The 24,911-nt window shown below is 43.3% G+C and carries 23 protein-coding genes and 1 pseudogene; 1 reads left to right on the top strand and 23 read right to left on the bottom strand.

Annotated features, from left to right (window positions below):
• Positions 1-211 precede the first annotated feature (211 nt).
• The 11 genes and pseudogenes from JOD82_RS01690 to JOD82_RS01645 all read right to left on the bottom strand — a co-directional run bounded on the left by JOD82_RS01690 (position 212) and on the right by JOD82_RS01645 (position 8,732).
• Positions 212-625 (bottom strand): nuclear transport factor 2 family protein, encoded by a 414-nt coding sequence (locus JOD82_RS01690; protein ID WP_069010597.1) that lies wholly within the window; start codon positions 623-625, stop codon positions 212-214.
• A 476-nt stretch (positions 626-1,101) separates the two neighbouring features.
• The gene (locus JOD82_RS01685) at positions 1,102-1,359 is read right to left on the bottom strand and encodes a hypothetical protein (RefSeq protein WP_069010599.1); all 258 of its coding nucleotides are present in this window, start codon (positions 1,357-1,359) and stop codon (positions 1,102-1,104) included.
• Between the two features lie 157 nt (positions 1,360-1,516).
• Positions 1,517-2,239 carry a hypothetical protein gene (locus JOD82_RS01680; protein ID WP_069010600.1) on the bottom strand — a complete coding sequence of 241 codons (723 nt, stop codon included), beginning with the start codon at positions 2,237-2,239 and terminating at the stop codon, positions 1,517-1,519.
• 115 nt (positions 2,240-2,354) lie between these two features.
• Complete coding sequence (locus JOD82_RS01675) at positions 2,355-2,609, bottom strand: hypothetical protein (RefSeq protein ID WP_069010601.1); 255 nt, start codon at positions 2,607-2,609, stop codon at positions 2,355-2,357.
• 12 nt (positions 2,610-2,621) lie between these two features.
• Positions 2,622-3,293 (bottom strand): hypothetical protein, encoded by a 672-nt coding sequence (locus JOD82_RS01670; protein WP_069010602.1) that lies wholly within the window; start codon positions 3,291-3,293, stop codon positions 2,622-2,624.
• A gap of 632 nt (positions 3,294-3,925) precedes the next feature.
• Positions 3,926-5,270: pseudogene (locus JOD82_RS01665) on the bottom strand (DEAD/DEAH box helicase family protein).
• Positions 5,271-5,374: 104 nt separating this feature from the next.
• Entirely contained in the window at positions 5,375-5,644 is a 270-nt protein-coding gene (locus JOD82_RS28940) for a hypothetical protein (protein WP_069010603.1), read from the bottom strand.
• Positions 5,637-6,062 (bottom strand): phage terminase small subunit, encoded by a 426-nt coding sequence (gene terS / locus JOD82_RS28935; RefSeq protein ID WP_069010604.1) that lies wholly within the window; start codon positions 6,060-6,062, stop codon positions 5,637-5,639. Before terS ends, JOD82_RS28940 begins: the two co-directional genes overlap by 8 nt.
• Before the next feature lie 594 nt (positions 6,063-6,656).
• Complete coding sequence (locus JOD82_RS01655; RefSeq protein WP_069010605.1) at positions 6,657-6,911, bottom strand: hypothetical protein; 255 nt, start codon at positions 6,909-6,911, stop codon at positions 6,657-6,659.
• A gap of 285 nt (positions 6,912-7,196) precedes the next feature.
• The gene (locus JOD82_RS01650) at positions 7,197-7,790 is read right to left on the bottom strand and encodes a chloramphenicol phosphotransferase CPT family protein (protein WP_069010606.1); all 594 of its coding nucleotides are present in this window, start codon (positions 7,788-7,790) and stop codon (positions 7,197-7,199) included.
• Between the two features lie 336 nt (positions 7,791-8,126).
• Complete coding sequence (locus tag JOD82_RS01645; RefSeq protein ID WP_069010607.1) at positions 8,127-8,732, bottom strand: hypothetical protein; 606 nt, start codon at positions 8,730-8,732, stop codon at positions 8,127-8,129.
• A gap of 712 nt (positions 8,733-9,444) precedes the next feature.
• On the opposite strand from JOD82_RS01645, the gene JOD82_RS28930 reads away from it, so the two are divergent.
• The gene (locus JOD82_RS28930; protein WP_049817008.1) at positions 9,445-10,317 is read left to right on the top strand and encodes a site-specific integrase; all 873 of its coding nucleotides are present in this window, start codon (positions 9,445-9,447) and stop codon (positions 10,315-10,317) included.
• A gap of 202 nt (positions 10,318-10,519) precedes the next feature.
• Here JOD82_RS28930 and glnA read toward each other — a convergent pair whose 3' ends face one another.
• The 12 genes from glnA to mutL form a co-directional block, all read right to left on the bottom strand.
• Complete coding sequence (gene glnA / locus JOD82_RS01630) at positions 10,520-11,848, bottom strand: type I glutamate--ammonia ligase (RefSeq protein WP_013310575.1); 1,329 nt, start codon at positions 11,846-11,848, stop codon at positions 10,520-10,522.
• A 116-nt stretch (positions 11,849-11,964) separates the two neighbouring features.
• A complete protein-coding gene (locus tag JOD82_RS01625) occupies positions 11,965-12,378 on the bottom strand; it encodes a MerR family transcriptional regulator (RefSeq protein ID WP_007430683.1) in 414 nt (137 codons plus the stop codon).
• A gap of 83 nt (positions 12,379-12,461) precedes the next feature.
• The gene (locus JOD82_RS01620; RefSeq protein WP_029517890.1) at positions 12,462-13,715 is read right to left on the bottom strand and encodes a methionine gamma-lyase family protein; all 1,254 of its coding nucleotides are present in this window, start codon (positions 13,713-13,715) and stop codon (positions 12,462-12,464) included.
• 111 nt (positions 13,716-13,826) lie between these two features.
• Positions 13,827-15,113 (bottom strand): GTPase HflX, encoded by a 1,287-nt coding sequence (gene hflX / locus JOD82_RS01615; protein WP_029517891.1) that lies wholly within the window; start codon positions 15,111-15,113, stop codon positions 13,827-13,829.
• A 113-nt stretch (positions 15,114-15,226) separates the two neighbouring features.
• Positions 15,227-16,210: an AAA family ATPase gene (locus JOD82_RS01610; RefSeq protein ID WP_025718768.1), complete on the bottom strand. Its 984-nt coding sequence runs from the start codon at positions 16,208-16,210 to the stop codon at positions 15,227-15,229.
• A 115-nt stretch (positions 16,211-16,325) separates the two neighbouring features.
• Positions 16,326-17,021 carry a YdcF family protein gene (locus JOD82_RS01605; RefSeq protein ID WP_029518114.1) on the bottom strand — a complete coding sequence of 232 codons (696 nt, stop codon included), beginning with the start codon at positions 17,019-17,021 and terminating at the stop codon, positions 16,326-16,328.
• Positions 17,018-17,575, bottom strand: coding sequence for a ribonuclease FAU-1 family protein (locus JOD82_RS01600; protein WP_069010609.1), 558 nt, complete (start codon positions 17,573-17,575; stop codon positions 17,018-17,020). Before JOD82_RS01600 ends, JOD82_RS01605 begins: the two co-directional genes overlap by 4 nt.
• A 165-nt stretch (positions 17,576-17,740) precedes the next feature.
• Positions 17,741-20,401, bottom strand: coding sequence for a PBP1A family penicillin-binding protein (locus JOD82_RS01595; protein WP_069010610.1), 2,661 nt, complete (start codon positions 20,399-20,401; stop codon positions 17,741-17,743).
• 190 nt (positions 20,402-20,591) lie between these two features.
• A complete protein-coding gene (hfq, locus tag JOD82_RS01590) occupies positions 20,592-20,837 on the bottom strand; it encodes an RNA chaperone Hfq (RefSeq protein WP_029518117.1) in 246 nt (81 codons plus the stop codon).
• A 20-nt stretch (positions 20,838-20,857) separates the two neighbouring features.
• Positions 20,858-21,838: a tRNA (adenosine(37)-N6)-dimethylallyltransferase MiaA gene (miaA, locus tag JOD82_RS01585; protein WP_069010611.1), complete on the bottom strand. Its 981-nt coding sequence runs from the start codon at positions 21,836-21,838 to the stop codon at positions 20,858-20,860.
• Positions 21,822-22,670: a class I SAM-dependent methyltransferase gene (locus JOD82_RS01580; protein ID WP_069010613.1), complete on the bottom strand. Its 849-nt coding sequence runs from the start codon at positions 22,668-22,670 to the stop codon at positions 21,822-21,824. Before JOD82_RS01580 ends, miaA begins: the two co-directional genes overlap by 17 nt.
• A 12-nt stretch (positions 22,671-22,682) precedes the next feature.
• Positions 22,683-24,857, bottom strand: a complete 2,175-nt coding sequence (gene mutL, locus JOD82_RS01575; RefSeq protein WP_029518120.1) for a DNA mismatch repair endonuclease MutL — start codon at positions 24,855-24,857, stop codon at positions 22,683-22,685.
• Positions 24,858-24,911: the final 54 nt, after the last annotated feature.

The raw sequence follows: 24,911 nt of genomic DNA, 5'->3' as shown, positions 1-24,911 counted from the left end.
GGGCAATTAAACCATTATAAGCTGGCTTTTGCTCACTTTCTCGATATTACTCGCTATTAAGTAAAAATAAAGTCTTAGACTGCCGCTGTTATCATTCTATTAACGTTCTTCGTTAGCGTAGCGCATACTTGACCAAATTCGATATGTTACCGGCCAATAACCTACGTTTTCGTATGATTACTCAGCATAGTGATGTGTAGGTGCACTAACATCAACAGTCTCTTAAATCAAAAGCTTCTTCTAGTGCGGCAGTATCTTCGAAGATTTGAAAAAACATTATCTTCTCCTGTTCTACTTCACAAATAATTGCCCAATCACTCTCGAACACTTTCCCGGTTACATTGACCTTGATGCGGAAATTCCCCCATGCACACGCTGCTTCCTTATTACCGATGAGTTTGTGAAGGACAAAACTCTCTATTTGTTCTGCTTCTTCTAATAAGTTTAAATAATTTCTAACACCTTCTTTTCCATGAAATGTGCCGTATAAAGGAATTTTATTAGAAGGCTCTTTTTTAAGAATAATAAATTTCGCTTCATCATGAACCAATTCGATCACTTTATCAATCTGTTTGCTTCCTAATGCTTGAAAATAATTTGTTAGCACCTGTTGAGCACTTTGCATTTCTACTAATCTCCCTTCGAATAGGCGGAATAAACTTTGCACAATCCAATAATAACATATTTTATCTACCATCCTGCCCGTTGGCTTAACGCCGCAGCTGCCAGTCTAGAACTATATTTTCACGGTCTAACACTTTATTTCCATCAAACACTCGTCCCAGACAATTCTCTCACCCAGTTTATCCTCATCACCGGACTTCATAGTTTCCCAGCACGTATTACAAAAGGATGCGCCCATTGTTGTGTTCTCCCGGTTCGGATTAGGGTCATTGCAAAGCATACATTTTCCTGTTTTCGGACTCTTTTTCACAATACCTCTCCCATCGATGGAAAAATAGAAGACACGCTGCGGAATTGAACCGCGCAAGGGTTCTGACCAGGCTGTTTCATGTTTCCGCTGGTTAACTGGTTCCTTGCCGCCTGCGCGTGCCATAAAACCCCGGAATAATCCGAGGAGTAATTCTGGAAACTGCTCAATTACAGAAGCTCTGCTGCGAGCTGCTTGAGCACTGGCGGTGTTGGGATAAGCTGACCATCTTTCTTGTTACCCTTAACATAAGCCTTATCATCATTGGCATAATACACAACGCCCTGACCCTCAACGACTGGATAGCCGCTCTCGTCGTCAGTCAGGCTTGTTTGTACGTACTTGCCGTGCTGCGAAGCGTGCTCCTCATCGTGTAAGTGCAAGATTCCCTCCTCACTCAAAAATGCGAAACGTGGTTTTGCAGACATGATCATGTCCTCCTAATATATTTTGTTGAAAAACCAAAAAGGCCGGCACATTGGCCGACCTGATCACCGAGGCTGAAAAGCTGCGGTTCGTTCCTTATTTGATTTTCCATGATACAACTTCACCATATCAATGGTCCAATGGCAGGTCATAAAGCCCTCAATTCTTGGTCAAATAACGGGCAATATTTTTAAAATTATCAGGTAGTTGAATCCTCTTTTTGTTGTAGTTAGCTTTCCTATCTTCTAATTGTTTTTGCTTAAGTTTCTTATCTAATTGCTCCTGTCTTTTCTGGTGGTCTTTAGCTTCCTTTTCTTCTCTTTCCTTTTCCTCATAACTTTGAGCAACTATATTCTCTAAAGAAGATAAAAATCTCGTTCTAACATAATAGTATGCTAATAAGATAATCATACATAAAGCCAAAAAATAAAGAATCCATGAATAAATATGACCAAAGAAGTAGCTGGCGGACAAATCATTAATTTTTTTCAACGTATACTCCCCAAATGTATTAACTTTATCTTGATGTGGATATTGTTCCGTAACAATATCCATAAATTTCATTCTTAAAGTATTCAATTGATTGTCTAAGCTTGTATTCAAGGTAGTATTGTTACTAAGCGTACTCACTAGTATTGTAATTACAATAGTTATCATTGGTATTGAACTTGCAAGAGATTTGTGCTGATCTAGTTCACTTTTTATATCAGATTTTATGGTGCCAAGTTCAATTAGAGAATGTTCTTTTTTTAAAGTTGTTTTAACAACTTCAAGTTTTTCTAGCGTAAATGTTTTTTGAAATCTCAGCCATTTCCTCTTTAATTCAAATCTTTCCTTTAAGTATTCCCTTGTGCTCGAATAATCTGTGTATTTCTTAAACATAGTATTCCTCCTTTTTTGTTATATATCGGAATTTTCCGCAAAAAAAGTAGACCGACATTATGCTATCTGCACAATATTAAAAAAGAGGGCACCTTAATAGGCACCCTCTGATATGTTAAAGTATGGAAGAAATTATTAATTCATTATTTTTAAATCTCTCCAAAAATTTCTTGCCGTCAATCAAACCTTTCTCTACCATCTCTTCATACGTTTCGAAAGTAGGAGTTATCGCTTTGTTTTCACAAACAAGCACGAATCCTCCATTGTAAGAAAGAAAGGCATACAACTTATCGCGATAATAAAACTCTATTTCCCTGTGCTGTTGAAAAAATTCTATAATTTCTTGATGGGTAATTTCATTCTCGCTCATTTTATATCTCACCTACATTCTTCGTCCGTTTACCCATTTGTGTCGATGTGGGAAGGTGTGTGATCCATCTGCATTCGAATGATCATAATCTATATCCTCATCTGCATTACCATTTTTATCATAATATCTTCTTTGTTTCAATCCTTTACTATCATACAAATCTTCAGAGGAACGAGATTTCCCGTTTATACCTAACTTATTAAAAGGAGGATGCTTTTCAGAATGTGTGCCAGCAGGAACGCCTCTTTGTTTAGCGTCTTGATAACTTTTTTCTTGCGCTGCTTCTTTTTCTGCTGCTTCTTTTTCTGCAAAGTAAACCCGAACCTTTTCATAAACAGCAGAACCAGCATAATAAGCTGCCCCTCCGACAACCACTGCTCCAGTAGCTACCAAAGCTACTTCACCAACACCAGGAATAAAGTAAATTCCTGCTGCCGCTGGTATGAACATTGGCTGAACTTCTCCAGGCTTTTGTTTCTTAGGGAAATACTTATCAGGTATGTACTGAATCTCTCCATAAGTCACAGACGTTACTGAATTAACATTAAATTCATTACTTTCGAGAACAATATCATTTTTTGCCTCAGAATCACCTAAATCATTCTCAGCAAATACTTGAGGACCTGCCAAACCTAGGGTTATAGCAAATGCAACTGATAAAGATATAATTTTTTTAAAATTCATTCCCTCACTCCTCATTAATAAATTTCCATTAAATTGTAACATTTAGGAATTTCAATTTACATAGTCTATATTTCATAATTTACATAATATAATTACAGTATTAATAAGAGTGTCTTAAGTACCTTTCATTCGACAAACAGCGACACTGAAAATCGACAAGTTGACAATAAAGGTCGACATCAGCCGACCTCAACCGTTACACCTTTTATTTCCTGAGATACTGTCAGCTTTAAAGCAGCCGCTAATATTCCGATTGCTTCAGCCTTAATCCGGCTGAAGGAACTCTGGCTAATCCCCATCTCCCCACAACTGAAGTAATCAAATTCACCCTCATCGTCCAATTAGCTCGAAGAATTACCTTCTTCTGAATGCAAGACAGTTTACTCATGCTAGATCAATCAGTCGATCCTTAACTGCCAGCTCTGCTTCCTTGACCACATTGTAAACGGCGATGTTCTCTGTTTACTGATTGCGTTAGTAGATTGATGCTCTCCATATGAACGCCTGTGTAACCGCTATCTTTTGTCTTATAAAACCGCTCTACCACATTATCTTTTTACTGCTACACTACCTATTGAAGGAAGCATAATATGTGTATGTGTATCTGGTTCCATCAAATATTCCCCAAATGTCTAAACAAAAGCGTCAGCTCGGTCTGGTGACTTGAGCCCACGCTTTTTCATATCCTTCTTACTTTCAAGCAGCATTTTACCCTTGCTGGTCATGTTCCATTTACGTGCTGTAAGTTGGGTTATTAGTACATCATCATCAGGCAATTGTAGAACGCTCACATCTCCATTTATGAAATTATTCATATTCTGTTCCAATTGATCCTTAATAGATGCCCACATTTCAGTAACTAGGTTCCCATAGTGCTCATCTAAAGATGAAGAACCATTGTTAATTGGAATGATTTCATATGGTAGCCCCTCTTCAGCTACGATTTCATTTAGTCGATCCGTTACACCTCCACCTACACCGCTATCATCAACTCTTATTCTGATTCGATTTAAATATGGATGAGCTATATGTAGCTCTTTAGCCAGACTGATTACCCAACCAGCAGTAACCATTGTGTCTTTCTTGAAATGATGGTGTTCCCCTACAACTCTTGGCCCTATACCAGCAAACATTGAGGTTTCATCATCACCAAACCGTGCAACGTCAACGCCTATGGTTAGCATTTCTCCGCTCGGTTCCAGCTTCACTTCTCTAGCTGCGAATTCCGCCACTTCCAACGAAATAAATGTATCTGATTCTCCCCGTGGGAATTCACCCAACATCCGAACGCGCCAAACATCACTACCCTCACCATATTTCGCCTTGAGCATTTCGATGCTCTCTTTACTGGTTCTCGGGCTGTCCAAGCAAGATACACGGTGTGTCCTGTATATCGCTCGATCTCTATTATGAGAATCAAAAAAGAACCCGCTCGTTTTAGTCGGGTTCCCGCACATGAAAAGTTTATTGTAATCTCCTGATAGCGTACCAAATATTGCAGCCATAATTCTGTCATCTACACCAGAAGCCTCGTCCACAATAAATAGCATATAATTCTTCGTGAAAACCCTGCATGTTCTCGGGCTTTGTGGCTGTACGTGCTGTTGCAAACCAGCGTTCCTCATAATTGTTCATGTATATCTTCGTTTTAGTCCATTTGAGGATACGTTTTAGTATCGGACTTTGGGACTGCCATTTACTGATCTCCGCCCACAGCACATCATTGAGTTGTTGCCTCGTTGGAGCTGTACAAACAACGCGCGGAAACGGGAAACAGCATAAAAACCATAGTGAGATTGCCGCTTCAAGCGCAGTCTTACCCACTTCCTGACCGGACCTTACGGAAACAAAACGATACTTTGCAATGTCATCTGAAACGTTCTCTTGCCACTTATCAGGGTTAAAATTCAAAATCTCTTTGAAAAATGTTTTAGGACTTTTTCGGTACACTGGCATCCTTTTCTTGAATGCCGCCATCCGTTTGGTCAAGCTCACCGTTTTCTTCGCCATCATCCATTATCGCCTCTACCCAATCATCAATAAGGTCTTCTTCCGAATCACCTTTTTCGTTTTTCAATTCTTCAATTTGAAGACGCGTTCTCGACCTGTGCTTGCATTTGATCAAGCTTCATACGACGTTCATCTTCCTCTGGAGCAATTGCTAGAAACTGCTTTATGGCACCTCGAAGTTCGGACATTGCTGCCGATTGAGCTTTCAGATAAGTAGCGTAACGGTCCCATGAAAATTGAAATTCATGTTCTTCTTTAATTGCTACTTGCTCAAGCTTCTTCTCTTTCCTAGTGCCTGTATTGTGTATTTCATATTCGACTTTTTTAAGTTCTTTAATCATTTCCCCCTTTATCCTCAACAAACATAATTCGTTGTGCCCATACGATGCCTTGGAATTGGGTTGTTATGTTGTACCAGATCATTTCAACTGGGTCCATTTCTTGAACTGCGTCCATGATTTCAAGAAACTCAGGATTCTGAGGCATAAATTTACGGAAGAATCCATGTGTGACTGCTTTGTCGTTCCCAGGAGGGCCACCACTTCCGCCCTTATTCCCTTTTGCATTCCTATTACCTGTTTGCCCCCCGCGTTTTCTTTTTTCGGGAAGCTCGCTCCACTTGTCCAGTGCCTTCCATTTGCGGATGCTGGAATCGCTCACACCCAGCTTTAACGCTATATCCTTAAGTTTCATTTCACGTCCGCTATCCAACCACATTTTCAGCGCCTTTTTCCGGTTTGGATTTCGTTCTCTGCTCACTTAATTTTCACCACCACCAAAGTATTCGAGTTGGTTTTAACGCGGAGGCCTAAAAATAAATCTAGCGCTCCACTTGCATTTATTCGTGATGTTGTTCTAACTACTAGAAAACTAGCACTTGTTAAACTAAATAATGTAAAACTAATTCACTATACTATATATTCTCGGTAACTCATAAAACACGTAGATTGCTTGGTGCTATTTGTTTTGTTGTCCTTTTCCCATTTTGAATTCACGGTTACCCTATTGTAGAGAATTGCTACAACTCAAAATCCTTCAAAACATCGTCTAAAGTGTCCTGAAGGATACCTACATAACGTAATGTCACCTTCTGTTCAGTGTGATTGAACAGATCCATTAGTAACGCTATATCCTTCGTTTCGTTATAAAAATAGTACCCGAATGTCTTTCTCATAGATTTAGTTTTGAATACGCCCTAACCCTCCGTCATGCGCTTGCCACTGCCGCCCTTATTGATGGGGTATTATGACTCTCTTTACGGCTGTCTCGAATTAGTTGTAGTTAGTTTCGATGTGGGCGAGGCATGTATCACGGCCTTGCGTCTATTCCGCCACCACGTTTAAATCTTAACGATTACAGAAGTTGATCAGCTAGTGTTTTAAGGCCACTTGGTACAGCAATTTGTTTGCCATCATGTTCATTTCCGTTTACATAAGCTGTGTCTTTGTCTACATAGTAAACTACACCTTCACCGCCGATAATCGGGAAGCCACTTTCGTCGTAATCCAGATTTGTACCCATATACTTGCCATGCTTAACTGCTTCATCTTCCAACGGATGGAGATGGAGAATTTTTTCCTTGTCCAAGTAAGCGTAACTATGTGCCATGTTTATTGCCTCCTAGAATGGATTTTATTTGTTCCTGAATAGAGTGTAAATCCTTTCTACTCCGTACCTACTACGGATATACATAGTTCTTACTATCAGAAGAAAATAAAGTAGTAGACTGAGCCTAGAAATTGAAACAGCGACAGCAAAGGACGAAAAAAAGTCCTAGACTGTCGCTGTTCCATTGAACTAACGTTCCTCGTTAGCTTAATCCCTAAATCCCTCGGGCAGACCGAGGGGCGTAGCCCAATGTTTGAATATGGTGTTATCTGGTGAATACGCCATCTAGGAAACACTAACATTTCTTTTACTTAATTTCTTAAAAATCGAGTATTCCTTATTGGACTTAATAAAACTTAATATCTTTTCGGCACATTCTATTGGATTCATCTCTTCAGTATTTACTTCGAGGTCATATTCATCAAAGCAATATATTTTGCTAAACTGTGAAGCTACTAGTCCAATCTGTCTATCTCCTCTTGTTTGCTCTCTTTTTATGAGTTCTTCTTCCGAGCATATGACACCTATAAATAACGTAGGCTGATCGAAAAATTGATCAAGAAACTCATTAAATCTCTTGTCATTGTCGATTATGGTATCTGCTATTACATTAAAACCCAATTCTAATAACAGTTTAATTGTCGAATGGTACACTGAGAATATGGAATCATCAAGGATTTGTGAGACAACTTGATGATCTATTTCTTTTGGAGGATCATCTGGAAATTTATTATTAATAAAATCATAGTAATTATTAAAAAAATCATCAATTGATAAATGATAAAAAAGGATCTCTTTCTGATTTATGAGTTCAGTCGATATGGAGGTCTTTCCAGAACTTGAAGTTCCATTTAGAAAAACTAATATCCCTTGCTTCAATTTAATCATCCCTTCAAAAAATAATTATTTCGTATCTTTCAGATAACGTTATATTCACAAAGTTCATTAAATTATCCAACTCAGAAAATATTCGAGAAACGATTGAGCTATCCTGTCAGTTAGTTCAATAAAAAGAACGCTCGCGCGCCTTCGCTTGGGCTAAGTCCTCCTCATTTATATTCCATTTCCAATCACCTATTAAAGTACGTACGCGGGTAGCATGTAGTGCTTAAACAGGGGACTTATCTTAACCTAAGCACTAAGAAAATACTTTATTTTTCAGTCTAGACTTTAGACATCAACAATAAAGACCGCAAAGGCTTAAGCCCTTACGGTCTAATTTACTTCTGGCATTCTAAGTCCAATTTCTCCTTCCTTATTACGGCCCCGTCCATAGTCGATGATCACAAAATCCAAAGTTCGGTTGACTTTAAGACTTTTCGCTAAATTTTCTATGGCCTTACGTCTTTTATCAGCGAATGTCGTAGCTGATATACCATGAATCCCTTTTTTATACTCTCTGCTCATATACTGTTGAGCTTTTAGATACTTCATCCCATCTAGGAACAAAAGTTTTGCAGCAAGCTTTTCATGCGCATCCCTAATGTTAGAGATTGCAAAACGGATATTGTTTGTAATGAGGAGATAAAACCTGTAATTTATGTGACGCTGATCCTTGAGCAAAACAGTATTTGCCGTCACGTCTGCCGTCAGTTCTTGACCTGTTACCCTTTTTGCTACAGAGCCTTCGGCTGAAAGCAAGTCATAAGCCGACATTCCGTTTTCAATTTGCTCTAATGAATGTTCATAGTTTTTGATTACATCAATTAAGTCAGTATATTTGTTTAGCAGCCACTTTGTTTTTCTTATATCTACTGCATCTATATCATCAAAGAAGATAACTGAAGTAACACTTAGTATAGAGGTATAAGCGTAATTCATGAGTCACGCTCTACTGAATCGCTTATATTCCGCTGCTCTTCTAGACTGTAGAAACATCTTGGAGGCGAGCTTTCAGCCTGGCTATCTCTGCATCCTTTTGTTGTATAAGGGATTCAGCCTCTTCCAATTTCTTATATACAGCGTCCCGATCTCGGAGAGCAGCCTCATGCCGTTCTGTTGCTTTGTCAGCTCGTCCTTCCTCATATTTAGCCCAGTTGTAATTGCCAATAGCTGTTTTCTTCCATTCTTGTATGCAATTCCTCAAGCTGTTCATACGTCAATTTTGGATACTGTTGTTGTTTATCTGTCATTGTTGTTCCTCCCAAATACGGTATCATAGAGTCTTCCCGGCTTTCTTTCATGGTTGTCCTGTATATATTTCCAAAGCTTGCTGCATCATGGGCAAAATTCAAGCCCGCCATAAATAACCATGCATTCCGTACACATTTGGTTATTGCATGTTTCATGTTTCATGTTTCATGTTGCATACCGATCATTCGTCCTTTTTCATCCTTAGCTGTTGTGAGGTAGTGGTCAATTATGAAATCACAAAGCTGTGTCGCCTTCGCTTTTTACAGAATGCACATGGATACTTCGGCATTTTAAATACTTCCGGCATGTCCTTGCCCCGTTCTATCCATTATAGGTATGGTTATTGGCGTCCAATGTGTATGATAATCCGGCCAGTCTGCATCCAATGGTGTACCGCAATATGGTGGTTCTTCAATCGGGAAGTTCCACCAAAGAACGTCTCCATAATACGTTGAATCTTCATGAGTACAACATTGAAAAGCACATAAAACCCCACTTCAAAAAAATTACATTACAAAAATTAAAGCCGCTCATGTATCAAAAATTCATAAATAAGCTTTCTGAGAGTAAAGGTAGAGGGGATAAAGTTTATAGTAGACGTACAGTAGAACTCATACATTCCACTATGCATGACGCGCTAGAAAAGGCTGTTACGCTCGGTAAACTGGATAAGAATCCGTGTGAAGGTGTGACTATCAGGGGGATTAAGAAATCAGATAAAGTAAAATTTATTGAGTCAGAGCACATTCCTGAATTTCTAGCAAATGCAAAAAAATACGGATATATTTATTGGTTTTTCTTTATGTTTATGTTAGAGACAGGTATGCGAAAAGGAGAAGTTGGCGCGTTACAGTGGCCAGACATTGATCTAAAAAATGGCTTGGCAACCGTTAGTAAAACTTTAGATTACGATCTCCCTGAGAATCCTGATGATTTATTTGGTGATACAAAGACATTCAACTCAAAAAGAACCTTAAAAATAAGTAACACCTTATTGGCTGCATTAAGACACCACCTAAATGTTCAAAATCAAAACAAGATCACTTTAGGCGAAATGTATAGGCATGATCTTAATCTAATTATGTGTCGTACAGATGGAAGTTCGATCCCGAAATCGTCTTTGTTCAATTCATTTTCTAGGATATTAAAACGAACGGCACTCCCCCCCTTACCTATCCATTCTCTTCGACATACGCACGCAGTATTGCAATTAGAAGCTGGTGCTGATATGAAATATGGCAGGAACGCTTGGGACATGGTAGCATCCAAGTAACATCAGACATCTATGCTCATATTTCAAAAAAAATAGAATCGAATAACATGGGGAAATATGAGTCTTTTACTGAGAATTTATTTCGATAATAAAAAGTTTGGGGGCAATTTGGGGGCGCTTTATAATTCAACTTCATAATATCCATATACTACCCCCAAAGCAAAAATCCCTCAACGCTTAGAGCGCCAAGGGATTTCCCATTTTAGTAAAGCGTCAGATATTGATCACGTTCCCATTGATGTACTTGGGTGCGATACATATCCCATTCAATTTCCTTAAGCTCATAGAAGTAGGCCAATGCATGGTCACCCAGTGCGTCAGAGATAACTTCGCTCCGAATAAGTTCAGACAAAGCTTCTTTCAAGTCTGCAGGCAGACTTGGAATGCCTTCTTCAATCCGCTCTTCTTCAGACATCACGTAAATGTTACGATCAATCGGAGCTGGCAGAGCCAACTGACGTTTGATACCATCCAAACCAGCTCTCAGCATCACTGCCAAGGCTAAATAAGGATTCGCCGCTGGGTCAGGGTTACGAACTTCGACGCGAGTACTCAGACCACGAGACGCGGGAATCCGAATCATTGGACTGCGATTGCTTGCAGACCAAGCCACATAACAAGGCGCTTCATAACCAGGTACGAGACGTTTGTAGGAATTTACTGTTGGATTCGTGATCGCTGCCATTGCACGTGCATGTTTCAGAATACCAGCCATATAGTGGCGGGCCGTCTGGCTTAATCCGAGTTCGTCCGTTTCATCATAAAATACGTTTTCATTGTCCTTAAACAACGATTGATTGCAGTGCATACCGGAGCCATTTACACCAAACAAAGGTTTTGGCATAAAGGTAGCATGCAAACCATGCTGACGAGCAATCGTCTTAACAACGAGCTTGAACGTTTGAATCTGGTCCGCAGCTTTAATCGCGTCTGCATATTTAAAGTCAATCTCATGCTGACCAGGTGCAACTTCATGATGGGATGCTTCAATTTCGAAGCCCATCTCTTCAAGCTTAAGTACAATTTCACGACGGCAGTTTTCACCCAGATCCATCGGAGCCAGGTCAAAATACCCGCCTTGGTCATTCAGTTCTGTAGTTGGCTCGCCTTTTTCATCCGTTTTGAACAAGAAGAATTCAGGCTCCGGTCCGACATTCATCGAAGTGTATCCCAGCTCTTCGGCTTCCTTAAGTACACGTTTCAAGATGCCCCGCGGGTCACCTGCAAACGGGACTCCATCCGGCTTGTAAATATCGCAGATCAAACGAGCTACACGATCCGAGGTTACCCAAGGGAATACAACCCAAGTGTCCAAATCCGGATATAAATACATATCAGATTCTTCAATACGCACATAACCTTCTATGGAAGATCCGTCAAACATCATTTTATTATCCAATGCTTTTTCCAGTTGACTAACCGGAATTTCAACGTTCTTAATAGTGCCCAGCAAATCTGTAAATTGCAAACGAATAAAACGAACATTTTCTTCTTTCGCAATCCGAAGGATATCTTCTCTGCTATAACTCACTCTAACCTCTCCCTTTCTGTAACGACTATATACGAATCCGTTGTTCTATAAATTACTTAAATGATGAGACCTGGTTTTAATGTAAGGCGACCTTATACCAAGAGTTAAGTCAAGCATTATCTCTTATTAAAGAACCGTGATAATTCGCCTTGGATCAGGGATACCTGTCCTGGTCTTTTGCCTGCAACAAGTTGTTGTTTCAGCAAGCGGTGAAGCTGAGTATCAGACATTTCACGGCGTTTGACTTCCGTATCTGCAGTAATAACCGTAGCTTCCTCCGATTCCTTGGTAACCGGATTCATGACTTGTTTAATTCCCGCAATGTTAACACCTTTCTCGATCAACGCCTTAATTTCAAGCAGACGCTCTACGTCATTAAAAGAAAAAAGACGTTGGTTTCCAGATGTACGGGCAGGAACTATCAAGTTGTGCTGTTCATAATAACGAATCTGACGTGCTGACAAGTCCGTTAGCTTCATGACAATACCTATTGGAAATAAGGCCATATTTCTGCGAATTTCGTCGCCCATTTGTCATCAACCTTCCAGTGATCTATTATACACCTTATTGTACATTTAGCTGATGCAAAGTGTCAATGACATGTTAGAAAAACTCACAATAATTTACGTTCTTTCATCGTTTGCAGAGCCATAAGCACTCCAAATTTAACATGAGAGTAGGTTAACCCCCCTTGCATGTAACCAATATAAGGCTCACGAATAGGAGCATCTGCGGATAGTTCCAAACTTCCCCCTTGTATGAACGTACCTGCAGCCATGATAACTGGATGCTCATAACCCGGCATATCCCACGGTTCCGGCACCACATGGCTATCCACGGCAGCCGCACGCTGAATGCCCTGTACAAAAGCAATTAGATGCTCTGGTCCACTAAAAGAAATAGCCTGAATCAAATCCGTACGCTCTTCATGCCAGGCAGGTTTGGTCTCAAATCCCATCTCTTCAAAGACCGCAGCTGCGAATACGCTCCCTTTAACCGCTTGCCCAACCAGTGTTGGAGCAAGGAATAGTCCCTGAAATATGCCTCGTGTAGTACCTAGCATGGCTCCTACTTCTCCACCAATTCCAGGTGCAGTTAATCGGTACGATGCCAGCTCTACAAACTTTTGTTTGCCGCAGATATATCCACCCGTTTCTGCAATGCCACCACCGGGATTTTTAATTAACGAACCTGCCATCAAATCGACACCGACTTGAGTAGGTTCCAGCTTCTCGGTAAATTCACCGTAGCAATTGTCAACAAAGACAATAACGTCAGGTTTTATTTCCTTCACACGTGCTGTCATTTCTTCAATATCTGCTACACTAAAGGAAGCTCTCCAATCATAACCGCGTGAGCGCTGAATACCGATTACTTTGGTATTGTCATGGATCGCAGCCTTCACTGCTTCCCAGTCCACTTTACCTTCCGCTGTCAGTGAGGTTTCTCCATAAGTAACGCCAAAATCCTGCAATGATCCTGTTCCGTCGCCGGGCTTACCAATCACTTTATGCAGGGTATCATAAGGCCTCCCAGTAATGTACAACAGTTCATCCCCTGGACGCAGCACACCAAATAAAGCAGTGGCAATTGTATGAGTACCCGAAGCAAAATGCGGACGCACCAACGCTGCCTCCGCACCGAACACTTCCGCATAGACTTCTTCCAGCACCTCACGTCCCCGGTCATTGTAAGCATATCCCGTCGAACCCGCAAAGTGGAAATCGCTCACTTGCTTCCGCTGGAATGCCTGAATTACCTTCCACTGATTTGAATCTACAATATGATCTATGTGCTGTATACGTTCTTGTATTTTATGTTCTGCCGTTTCCTGAATTTGCTGTATTTCTGGACTAAAAACTACCATTTACTTTCTTGACCCTCTCTCTTACGCAGCCTTAGGCTATTCATGTTATATTATTGTTCACTTTGAACGATGAGCATTATCATTTTATTGACCCAAAAACATCATTAGATGTTAACCTTCTGTGAACTCGCTGAGCGCATGACCATACTTTTCGTACTCGCCTCTTTGAATTTCAACTTCATAAATGACATCATTGCCATCATACTCTGTCAGTAGTACATCTCCAATTCGATAAAGCACCGATGTTAAATCTCCACGTTCCGCAGGAATACGAAATCTCAGCGTATCACCACTCAGATGCTCTTGAATCAGTTCGCGAATGCCCAGCAAATCCCCTTCATCAAAAGCGCTGATTTTCAAATAACCCTCCCCGGAAGGAAGCATTTCGAGTTGCTCAGGAGTACAGGCATCTTTTTTGTTAAATAATACGATCTGAGGCTTGTCCGCAGCCCCTAGCTGCTGCAAGATCGTCTCTACAACTTTCATCTGTTCGTCTCGCATATCCGAAGACGCATCCACGACATGCAAAATGAGATGTGCCTCATTCGCCTCCTCCAAAGTAGCCCGGAAGGAAGCCACCAAATCATGAGGAAGATTTTGAATAAAACCGACCGTATCCGTAAGAATAACTTCTTTTCCACTCGGAAGTTCCATTGTTCTGGAGGTAGGATCCAGCGTCGCAAACAGTTGGTTCTCAATATATACATCGGCTGCTGTCAGTTGCTTCAACAGCGTCGATTTGCCCGCATTGGTATAGCCAACAAGTGCAACCTGAACAATACCGCTCTTTTGTCTGCGCTCCCTGTGCAAATACCGGTGACGGGTCACTTCCTCCAATTGGCGTTTCAGATCACTGATTCGGTCACGGATATGACGACGGTCTGTCTCCAGCTTGCTTTCACCAGGACCACGTGTTCCGATTCCGCCGCCAAGACGCGAGAGGTTTTTGCCATGTCCAGACAAACGGGGGAGTAAATATGACAACTGCGCCAGTTCAACCTGAATAATACCTTCCCGGGTTTTTGCACGTTGAGCAAAAATGTCCAGAATCAACTGTGTACGGTCAATAATTTTGAGATCCAGACTTTCTTCCAGATTCCGTACTTGGGCCCCCGAGAGCTCCTGATCAAAAATTGCTGTATTCGCTCCCAATTCTTCAGCAACTGCGCGCAATTCCTCTACTTTTCCTTTGCCGATAAACCATTTTGAGTCCTTGGCTTCCTTATTCTGTGTCAGAACGCTCAGTACTTCAACCCCCGCTGTCTCAGCCAGTTTCACCAGCTCATCCAACGAGTATTCCGTATTAATGCCAGATCGTTTGACTTCATCCGTAATCAGACTGACCAGCACCGCCTTGTCCTGCATTTCGGTTTGTGTATCATGAGTGGAGTTCGCCATATTGTTTGCTCCTTTATTTTCATGTCAACTCTCGAACAGAGACCGACCTGATGTTCAGGCCGGCCCCCGCTCGATGTCATACAATTCGATATGATTCAGATTCCTATTATCGCCTATCTTTTGTCCATTTTCAAATCCTCTGGACGCAGCGTCATCAATTCCTGTTTGCCAGGTTGCCCGCTCCGGTACTGATTGAGCAACCTGACAGCTTGGTGCCGAATCGCTTTTTCAATCACGTTACGAACATATCGTGCATTACTAAATGCATGAAGACTGTCATTACGCTCGTTTAGCAAATGCTCTTTCATTTTAATTATGGACTGAGGCATGAGAATATAATCCCGCTCCTTGGCCATCATCTCGGAAATTTGGATAAGCTGATCCACAGTATAATCAGGAAAATCCAACTGGATTGGAAAGCGAGAAGGAAGACCAGGATTTGTTCGTAGAAAAAAGTCCATTTCCCCCGAGTATCCAGCGAGAATCAAAATAAATTGATTTTTTTGATCTTCCATGGACTTTACCAAGGTATCAATCGCTTCTTTTCCAAAATCCTTTTCCCCTCCGCGTGCCAAACTGTAAGCCTCGTCAATGAACAACACGCCGCCAAGAGATTTCTTTACCAGATCTCGCGTTTTTTGTGCCGTGTGGCCAATATACTCACCGACCAGATCAGCCCTCTCCACCTCAATCAGATGACCTTTGCTCAGTACCCCCATTTTTTGCAGCATTTTAGCGATAATGCGGGCTACTGTCGTTTTCCCCGTACCTGGATTTCCTTTGAAAATCATGTGATATACGTGTGCATTACTCAATAATCCCGCATCCGTGCGCATATGAGCGATTTGCAAAAAGGCATATACCTCAAATACAAGGTCTTTGATGTTATCCAAGCCGACGAGATGATCGAGTTCTTTCTGAATTTCCTGATAAAGACTGAGATACTGCGGTAGCGCCTGTGACTTGGTTGAAGCCACTGCTTCCGTCTCGTCCACAGTCACCGAAGCTATCGGCTCCGGGCTACGCAGCACGACATTAATTTGTCTGGAAGGTCTCTCCTCCGACCGCTTGCCCGCGGCGATTCCCCGTCCGTTCATGCATCCATCACCTCAACATTTCTTCAGGCACAGCTTACCCTATTAATGTATTCGGTCTGGCATGTCCTTATTAGCATAAAAGCAACGGGAACGTGCACAAAGCCTTTTCTTTAATTCAGGCAACCCAAGTTTGAGCGCTGATCCACCACCGTTGCAGCGTCCATTTAGCGTATGCCAATACTTCTCTTGATTGATGAATTGGCATATTCAGCACTTTAGATTCCGTCAGAGCCATCTGAGGATGATCAAACTTTAAGAATTGAGCAATCTCCATCGCCCGAGGGCCATGATAGCTATGTGTGATGATCACGGTAGAGGTCCATCCATATTCCTTCATAATGCGCTGGCTATAGAGCAGATTTTCGTAAGTACTGGTCGCATGGTTTTCCAACACAATATGCTGTACAGGGACCCCTCTATCTACCAAATAGCGTTGCATGCCCTCAGCCTCCGTATACGGAAAATCGGGTTTATCCAGTCCACCACTTACAATTAGATGCTGTACCGTCCCGTTGCGGTATAAGCGCAAGGCTTCTTCCAGCCTTTCCTTCAATCCAGGACTGGGCTCAGCCCCCCACATAGAAGCACCTAATACGATACCAATTTGCACTTGCTGGAGCGGAGTGGTAGAGGCGGCCGTATTCATGTTCCACACTCGGATTCCTGCCCATACCAATCCGATCAAAATGAAAATTATCAAAGAAAGTACAAGACGCTTGGTTACCATAGATATTTTCTTAAGGCGACTCTGCCTGCTTTTCAACTCAGGGCGTTGGGGCCCGATGTCTTTAATCCACTGCAAAACTTTCACCGTTCTCTCTTGAAATCACCGTTGTGAAACCATTCTGATCGGTGTTTCAGCGACATTTTAAAATAAGGGAACACGTGGGCATCTATCTGATGTAACACATCAGCCGCTGTACGGTTAGCCAATTCTGCCTCTTGCGTTGAGATATGCCCCCGTTGTAATGCCTCCTCCAATTCATCCTCATCCACCAGGAAGATTTCACCGTTTTTAAGCACCACAACATCCAAATACAGATCGTCAAACCAAGGGACTCCTTGATCAGTCACACCCTGATTTCGGCAGGTATCAATATACCATTCAACGATTTGCTCCCGATTGTCAAACATAGCAGTCACCACATAGTGCTCACCTTTTGGATAATATTGCAGCCAGGAATATCCTTTATCGGCTATGCAAAACGTATGACCACCGTAACTCTTCCATAACGGCTCCTTGAGACTCAAAATGGTATACAGGGTCATATATCCTGTAAACGCGTCACTTTCTACATACCGGCAAGCAAACTTGCGATTGGTGATTCTGCGCCAGTTGGCCCGGTCTCCGAATTTGCGCTTCATAAATGATGTTCCTCTCCAACATTGGTAAAACCAGCTTACCATATTTAAACTGTACACTCAAAAAGAACCCCTGTATTACAGCAAAAAAGGTATTTTCAGACTGTCAAAACAGTCCGAAAATACCTTTGATTTGAAGCCAATATCATCTTACATAAAACATATTTGCTAATCCCGGTTGTGACGTCCACGATTGGAGTTTGAATGACCGTTGGATTTGCTTTCCTGACTTCCATCCATAATAGCACCTGTGGTAGATGCATCTGTATTTTCTGGATTGGTCATAGTATTTTCATCAGTTATACCTGAATCCGGCGTAGTCGTCTGACCATTCCCCGTATTTGTATCGTTTCCGTTCCCAAAATTGTCGTTACTGTTGCCTGTGCCTCCAGTACCATTTCCATTGTTACCTCCAGGAGACGTTGGTACTTGGTCAGAACCAGTACCGTTATCAGTACCTCCAGGAGTCGTATTCCCCTGGTCTGTGCCGTCCTGACCATCTATATTCTCGCCATTATCCGGTACAGTTCCATCCTGATTAGGATCATTTCCTAGCTGCGGATCTATCGGAGTAGTCTCTGTCGGAATTTCTACACTAATCGTATTCGAAGCTGCGGATTCTTTACCATCCGTTCCATAAGCTACGACATAGTATTGATACGTTTTTCCAGCTACAGGAGACGTATCTTCGCCACTCGTGCCTCTCATCGCCTCCATAATCGTCCTGAAGCTTCCTTCGGAAGACTCTTTACGATAAACACGGTATTGTACATTGTCTCCCTCTGCCGCATTCCAGGACAACGATACAATTTGGGTGTCCTGACTATAAGACCCGCTCAGTCCGCTTGGAGCGGTAGCCTGAACCGGCTCTTCTGGCTTCTGCTCAACTGGTGGTTCATATCCCTTCGGCTCGCTGAATTGCGTAACCGGATGCCCCTTGAGAGCTTCACCCATGACCCTTCCGAAAAAGGCTGCCGACTGCCCACTATAGTTTCTGAGCATATGTTTACTGTCCGGCTTATCATAACCCATCCATACTGCTCCGGTATATTCTGGCGTATAACCGACAAACCAGATGTCCCGGTTACCACTATTACCGCTAATTCCACTTTGGGTCGTACCCGTTTTACCGGCTACAGGCCAGTCAATGCGTGCTTTGCGACCTGTGCCGCTATTGACTACATTTTGCATCATTTGTGTCATTTCATAAGCCGTTTTTTCACTCATTACAGATTTAGTTTCCTCTTCATGAGTATAAACAACTTGATCATCACTATTGTTAATTTGCTTAATAGAATAAGCTTTTTGGAATTGTCCTTTATTAGCAAAAGCGCTGTACGCCTGCGCCATTTCAAGGGTATTCGTTCCTTTGCTTAATCCACCCAATGCGATAGCAAGTGAGTGATCGTTTTTGTCCATCGGAATGCCTACGCTCTCGGCAAATTGAACCCCTTTTTCCACACCGATTTGGTTCAGCAACCATACAGGTGGAATATTTTCAGACTTCGTAATCGCGTCGAGCATGCTGATGGTCGACGAGTAACCATGCAAGTTTTTCGGACTGTATCCGTTAAAGCTCTGGCGTTCGTTACTCAAAGGAGTATCCATCGTAAATTTACCGGATTCGAGAGCTGGCGCATAGGCTACAATCGGCTTGAAGGCCGATCCTGGCTGTCTGCGGCTCTGTGTCGCACGATTGAAGGTTCCCTTTTTGTAATCCCGTCCGGGTGCCATCGCGGCAATTCCACCTGTCTGGTTGTTAATAATGACCATCGAAGCTTGAACTGGCTGATCGTCAGGACTTTTTTCGAACATGTCATCATCTGCCATCGCCTGATCCAGCGCATTTTGAGCCTGGGCATCCATTGTGGTATGAATTTTGTAACCGCCAATAATCAGATCATTGCCGCTAACTCCTGGCAGTGCATCCTCTGCCTCATCCATGACGTATTCCATAAAATTTTGATACTTTTGAACTTTTTCTGGTTGTTTGTAATTGTAATTTACAGCCTTGGCCTCTTCCATCTCTTGCTTTCCAATCATCCCCTGCTCAAACATCAGCTGGAGAACCACCGCACGTCGTGCCTTCGAGTTCTCCGGGTTACTGATCGGATTATACTTGGAAGGCCCTTTCGGAATAGCTGCCAATGTAGCAATTTGCCACAATTTTAATTCTTTTAAGTTGGTTTGCCCAAAATAACCTTCCGACGCTGCCTTAATTCCAGAATAGGAGCGTCCAAACCAAATCCGATTTAAGTAGAGAGTAATAATTTCATCTTTAGTCAACCTCCGCTCCAGCGCCATTGCGATGGATACCTCTGTCGCTTTACGGAAAAAGGTTTTGTCACGTGTCAAAAACAAGTTTTTGGCCAGCTGCTGAGTTAGCGTACTGCCGCCCTCCACTGCCGAACGGGCCACGATATCCTTAACGGCTGCCCGACCGATAGACCAAATATCAACTCCTTGATGCTCCATAAAACGCTTATCCTCGGTTGCAATAAAAGCTTTTTTGAGCAAGTCTGGTATTTCTTCACTTTTGACAGGATCACTTTTTTGCACAGACAACTCACCCATGAGCACACCGTTGCGGTCATAAACCTTTGATGTCTCATTCACTGTAATTTTGTCCTTGTTCGCATCGTAAATTTTTTCGCCATTTACCATGACAAATAAATAGCCACCAAGTGCGCAAAATATAGCTACCGCCGCGGTAATAAACAGCGTCCATCCAATTCGCTTACCTGTAATTTTCTTTTTCTTGCCCTTCGGCTTCTCTTTAGATGTGTTTCTATTGCGATTGCCGGATCTGGACAATGAATCGTTTGGCATTCCCCTGACTCCCTTTCGCGAATAATCATATGGTACCTAACATAAGCTTAAAGCTTGCTGTCGGCAGCTTGAAAGTAAACGGAATGAAAAGAACAACCCTGATCAGGTTGCTCCCGGTCACATTCCTATACAGTTAGACGAGACGGACGCCTGAAAAGTTTCATGAACCCGGACGACCGTCAAGCCGTAATCAGTTATCGCTAGCGCTATCCTGCTGCTGTACAAGCGATACATTGCGTTGCGGTGTAAAGGTGGAGATGGCATGCTTGTAAATCAGCTGCTGCTTTCCATCCGAGTCGATCACAATCGTAAAATTGTCAAATGCTTTAATCGTCCCTCGCACCTGAAATCCATTGATGAGGTATACCGTTACAGGTATAGAATCCTTGCGCAATTGATTCAGAAACGTATCTTGGATATTAATGGACTTGTTCATTTTAGCCGTACCCCCAATAATCATTTGGATTGTTTTGAAGTATATTCAAGGTCTGTCCGGAACTTTCCTGCTATAATTTCGTGTATTTGGGCTGCATGAGCAGAAAAATTTCCGAAATCAGTGACATCTACCCACTGGATATCCTTCATATGGCGAAACCACGAGAGCTGTCGCTTCGCAAAATGACGCGTATCCCGTTTTAGCCAAGTCACCGCCTCTTCCAAAGACACCTCTCCCCGCAGGTAGGAGGATATCTCTTTATAGCCTAGACCTTGCATGGAGATGGCATCGCTTCGCACTCCCCGTTCCATTAAGGAGGTTACCTCAGCCACAAGCCCTTGATCGAGCATCCCGTCAATTCGGTCTTCAATACGTTTATATAGCATTTGCCTATCCATTGTCAAACCTACGATGCAGAGTTGGTAGGGAGATTCCTTTTTTTGACTGGCAAGTTGAGAGCTAAGTGTCGTTCCGCTAACATGGTAAATTTCCAGTGCCCGAACGACACGACGACGATCATTAGGATGCAAACGAAGTGCACTTTCGGGATCAACCGCCTGTAGTCGCGCATGAAGCGCGTCAGCTCCAAACTGTTCGGCATAGTCCAGCTGCTCCTGACGAAAAGCTTCGTCAGCCCCTACCTCGGAAAACTGGTATTCATAGCAGACTGATTCTACATATAAACCTGTTCCGCCTACGATAAACGGTAGCTTTCCTCTAGATTGAATATCAGGTATGAGACGACGACAGTCCTCCTGAAATTGGGCTACTGAATATGGGTATTCAGGCTCATGAATATCAATTAAATGGTGCTTGATTCCTTCCATTTCCTGTTCGGAAATTTTGGCAGTTCCAACGTCCATATGACGGTATACCTGCATGGAATCCCCGGAAATAATTTCCGCGTCAAATTGTCGAGCCATCTCAATGCTTAGTTTCGTCTTGCCAACCGCAGTCGGGCCAACAAGAACGAGTAGTTTAGGCTTAGGTGCCACTGTCAATATCGATCACTCCGTACACTGTTTTCGTTGTGCCCCGCTGCTCTACACGGAAGCCGAGGCGGGCAAATTCCCCGCTACCCCGTTTTTCTTTTAATACAATTGTTTTTCGTGCAATCCGTTTCGCATGAACAATACTTTCCTCACTCAACGCGTCTGGATTTGCCAACCCTCTCAATGGACCAATTGCGCTGGAATCGAGCAACGGATCACGAAACATAGGGTCAAAATAAATAATATCTATACTGCGATCCGGCAAACTACGCAAATAGTCCAAATGATAACCAAAACGAACGTCAATGTTGGAAAAGGCTTTATCTACTTCAGCGTTGCCGGAACGGTAATGCCTCATTCCATCCTTGATTAAAGCGTAGACGGGGAAAGAACTCTCCACAGCCGTGACTTGTCCAGAGCTTCCCGTTCCAATTGAAAATAGAAGAGAATCCGTACCAAGTCCTGCAGTGCAATCCAGCACGGTATCACCCGGGACGATCCGGGCAGCCGTCAACATCGGGTCAGGTTCACCCTTTAATACCCGTTTGGCGCGAATGAAGCCCATACTGGGGTGAAAAGCCATCGGTGGTTGTTCTGGGCTAATCAGCCTTACTCCGCCCTGCACCAGAACCAACGCTTGACGGACTCTGTGAGCCGCAATTAGCTTAGCTACCGATATGCCACGACGAGGGGCATACAGCGCCCCTAACTCGGCTGCAAGCAACTTCGCTCGCTCCACAACCTCAGCCGAGGGGGAATCCCCTGTCGTGACGAGTAATTCGACTTGCTTTTCCCGTAGGCTCGACTGCTCTTCTTCACGGTTTTCCCGATCCTGCAACATATATATACTCCCTTACATTACTCTTTTAAACAGCTTCTCTAAATCATATGTGGAAAAGGAAACCACAATAGGTCGCCCATGAGGGCAAGTATAAGGTTGTTTGCACGCTGCCAAACGCTCTAGCAGCACAATAGCCTGCCGATCAGTCAGCTTCTGGTTTGCTTTAATCGAAGCCCGGCAGGAGCACATGATTGAGGCTGCTTCCCGCAGCTTAGCAAGATCAATGGCTCTTTCCTCCAGCACCCATCCGGCCATTTCCTCAATGACATCCGCTTCTTCCCCTTGGGGAAGCCAGTACGGGTAAGAGCTGACACGGAAGGTTTGACCGCCAAAATGCTCCAGATACACCCCTGCCTGTTCAAACCAGTGCAGCCTTGTTTTCAACTTTTCCGTTTCGGAAGGCGTAAAATCCAGTGTAATTGGCAGTAGCAGCTCCTGCGATACTGACTCGGGATTGCCGAATTTTTCATAATAAAATTCATAATTGACTCGTTCATGTGCGGCATGTTGATCAATTAAATACAAGCCCTGGTCGTTCTGCGCAATCAGATATGTCCCATGGTGCTGACCGATTAAATTCAGTTCAGGAAAAGTAGGCAGCTCTGGAACTTCTCCCGACACTGCTGCCAATTGCTCCGCATCCAGACGTTGCTGGCGCGGCTTCTGATCCGCGAAATGACGGGAATCTGTAGCTTGTCCTGCAATCGGCGGCATAGAAGATGGGTAAGCAGCAGAAGCAGCTGTTTCCTGTATCCCTCCGCTGTATAAGGTAGTTGTGCCTATTGCGGCATTATCTCCTTCGGACGACTGTACGGTCGCCCCATCAGGAAGCGGCACTTCCCCTTTAACTTCACTCCCGTTGTTTTCTTCCACAAAATCTGCATCCAGTTCATCATCATTAATACTTTTACCTGAAAGATTGTTTGCCCGTCCAATGGCTGAGAGACTATCCCTGCTCGGACGTTGCTCACGCTCCTGGCTACCCCTGTTATTCTCTTCGTTCCTGTTCAAGTAATTGGATTGGCGCGATTCCTGGCTCTCCGGCGAAGTCACGGAAGGTGGCAGTGCTCCCCCCCGGTCTTTGCCGGAAGGAGCATCCCCTTCCGCACCATTTCCCTTCGAGAAGTGAAACTGCTCCTGCACAAACGAGCCACTGTCCTTGCCACCGATCTCGCGCTTGACTGCCTTCGGAATCAGCACTTGCTGCCCTAAGACAGCTTTTACCGAATCTTCAACCAGCTGAAACAGTTCAGCTTCTTTACTAAACCTTACCTCCAGCTTGGCAGGATGAACGTTAACATCCACCAAAGAAGGATGCATTTCCAGTTGGATCACAGCCAGCGGAAAACGATTGATCGGCAATAAGGTATGATATGCCTTGAGCAACGCCTGATTAAGCCCGTAGCTACGCACAAAACGTCCGTTCACTACTGTCGAGATCGCATTGCGATTTGATCTCGTCCACTCTGGGCGACTGACATAGCCACTAATTCGGTAATCCAGGCTCTCTCCTTCTAGCAGCAGCATGGATTTCGCCGCAGAAGTTCCGTAAATAGCGGCAATCACCTGCAGCAAATCACCATTGCCCAGCGTTTGCAGCAATGTATTGCCATTATGCCGCAATGTGAAGGCCACTTCCGGGTGCGAAAGCGCCATTCGGTACAATACATCCGAAATGTGTCCCAGCTCGGTCTGGATTGTTTTCATATATTTCAGCCTTGCAGGTGTATTATAAAACAGCTCCCGTACGGTAAAATCCGTCCCTTGCCTACTAGCAGCATCCTCGTGAAGCAACAGCTTACCGCCTTCAATCACTAATTTACGGGCACGCCCGTCATCTCCGGCTGCTGTAAGCAACTCTACTTTCGATACTGCCGCAATACTTGGCAACGCCTCTCCCCGAAAGCCGAGACTTGTGATCTGAAACAGGTCGCGACCATGTCCAATTTTACTTGTCGCGTGCCGATAGAATGCCGTTTCCACGTCTTCAGGCTCAATGCCACTTCCATTATCCGTCACCCGGATACTTTGCAAGCCGCCCTCTTCTACCCATACGTCCACCCGCGTACCGCCTGCATCAATCGCATTTTCCACCAGTTCCTTCACGACGGAGGCTGGACGCTCCACGACCTCACCGGCAGCAATCTGGTTCGCAATATGTTCATCCAGTACCCGAATTTTAGACATCCTTTTAACCTCCTCCTGACTTCAAAGTGCGATGAAAAATAAGAATAATGTCAC

Origin of the sequence: Paenibacillus sp. 1182 (assembly GCF_017833915.1) — a bacterium.
Lineage (GTDB): Bacteria > Bacillota > Bacilli > Paenibacillales > Paenibacillaceae > Paenibacillus > Paenibacillus polymyxa_D.
Note: the sequence above shows the minus strand (reverse complement) of the source record. Positions and strands in the feature narration are given on the sequence as shown.

Bases quoted from the DNA above. Each gene is read 5' to 3' on its own strand.
- hfq (WP_029518117.1), bottom strand. From the start codon at position 20,837: ATGAACAAGTCCATTAATATCCAAGATACGTTTCTGAATCAATTGCGC.
- JOD82_RS01680 (WP_069010600.1), bottom strand. From the start codon at position 2,239: ATGTTTAAGAAATACACAGATTATTCGAGCACAAGGGAATACTTAAAG.
- JOD82_RS01690 (WP_069010597.1), bottom strand. From the start codon at position 625: ATGCAAAGTGCTCAACAGGTGCTAACAAATTATTTTCAAGCATTAGGA.
- JOD82_RS01625 (WP_007430683.1), bottom strand. From the start codon at position 12,378: ATGGGCGACGAAATTCGCAGAAATATGGCCTTATTTCCAATAGGTATT.
- JOD82_RS01685 (WP_069010599.1), bottom strand. From the start codon at position 1,359: ATGTCTGCAAAACCACGTTTCGCATTTTTGAGTGAGGAGGGAATCTTG.
- mutL (WP_029518120.1), bottom strand. From the start codon at position 24,857: ATGTCTAAAATTCGGGTACTGGATGAACATATTGCGAACCAGATTGCT.
- JOD82_RS01595 (WP_069010610.1), bottom strand. From the start codon at position 20,401: ATGCCAAACGATTCATTGTCCAGATCCGGCAATCGCAATAGAAACACA.
- JOD82_RS01580 (WP_069010613.1), bottom strand. From the start codon at position 22,670: ATGTTGCAGGATCGGGAAAACCGTGAAGAAGAGCAGTCGAGCCTACGG.
- JOD82_RS01620 (WP_029517890.1), bottom strand. From the start codon at position 13,715: ATGGTAGTTTTTAGTCCAGAAATACAGCAAATTCAGGAAACGGCAGAA.
- JOD82_RS28940 (WP_069010603.1), bottom strand. From the start codon at position 5,644: ATGATTAAAGAACTTAAAAAAGTCGAATATGAAATACACAATACAGGC.
- hflX (WP_029517891.1), bottom strand. From the start codon at position 15,113: ATGGCGAACTCCACTCATGATACACAAACCGAAATGCAGGACAAGGCG.
- JOD82_RS01655 (WP_069010605.1), bottom strand. From the start codon at position 6,911: ATGGCACATAGTTACGCTTACTTGGACAAGGAAAAAATTCTCCATCTC.
- JOD82_RS01610 (WP_025718768.1), bottom strand. From the start codon at position 16,210: ATGAACGGACGGGGAATCGCCGCGGGCAAGCGGTCGGAGGAGAGACCT.
- JOD82_RS01600 (WP_069010609.1), bottom strand. From the start codon at position 17,575: ATGAAGCGCAAATTCGGAGACCGGGCCAACTGGCGCAGAATCACCAAT.
- JOD82_RS01670 (WP_069010602.1), bottom strand. From the start codon at position 3,293: ATGAATTTTAAAAAAATTATATCTTTATCAGTTGCATTTGCTATAACC.
- JOD82_RS01675 (WP_069010601.1), bottom strand. From the start codon at position 2,609: ATGAGCGAGAATGAAATTACCCATCAAGAAATTATAGAATTTTTTCAA.
- JOD82_RS01645 (WP_069010607.1), bottom strand. From the start codon at position 8,732: ATGAATTACGCTTATACCTCTATACTAAGTGTTACTTCAGTTATCTTC.
- JOD82_RS28930 (WP_049817008.1), top strand. From the start codon at position 9,445: ATGGTGGTTCTTCAATCGGGAAGTTCCACCAAAGAACGTCTCCATAAT.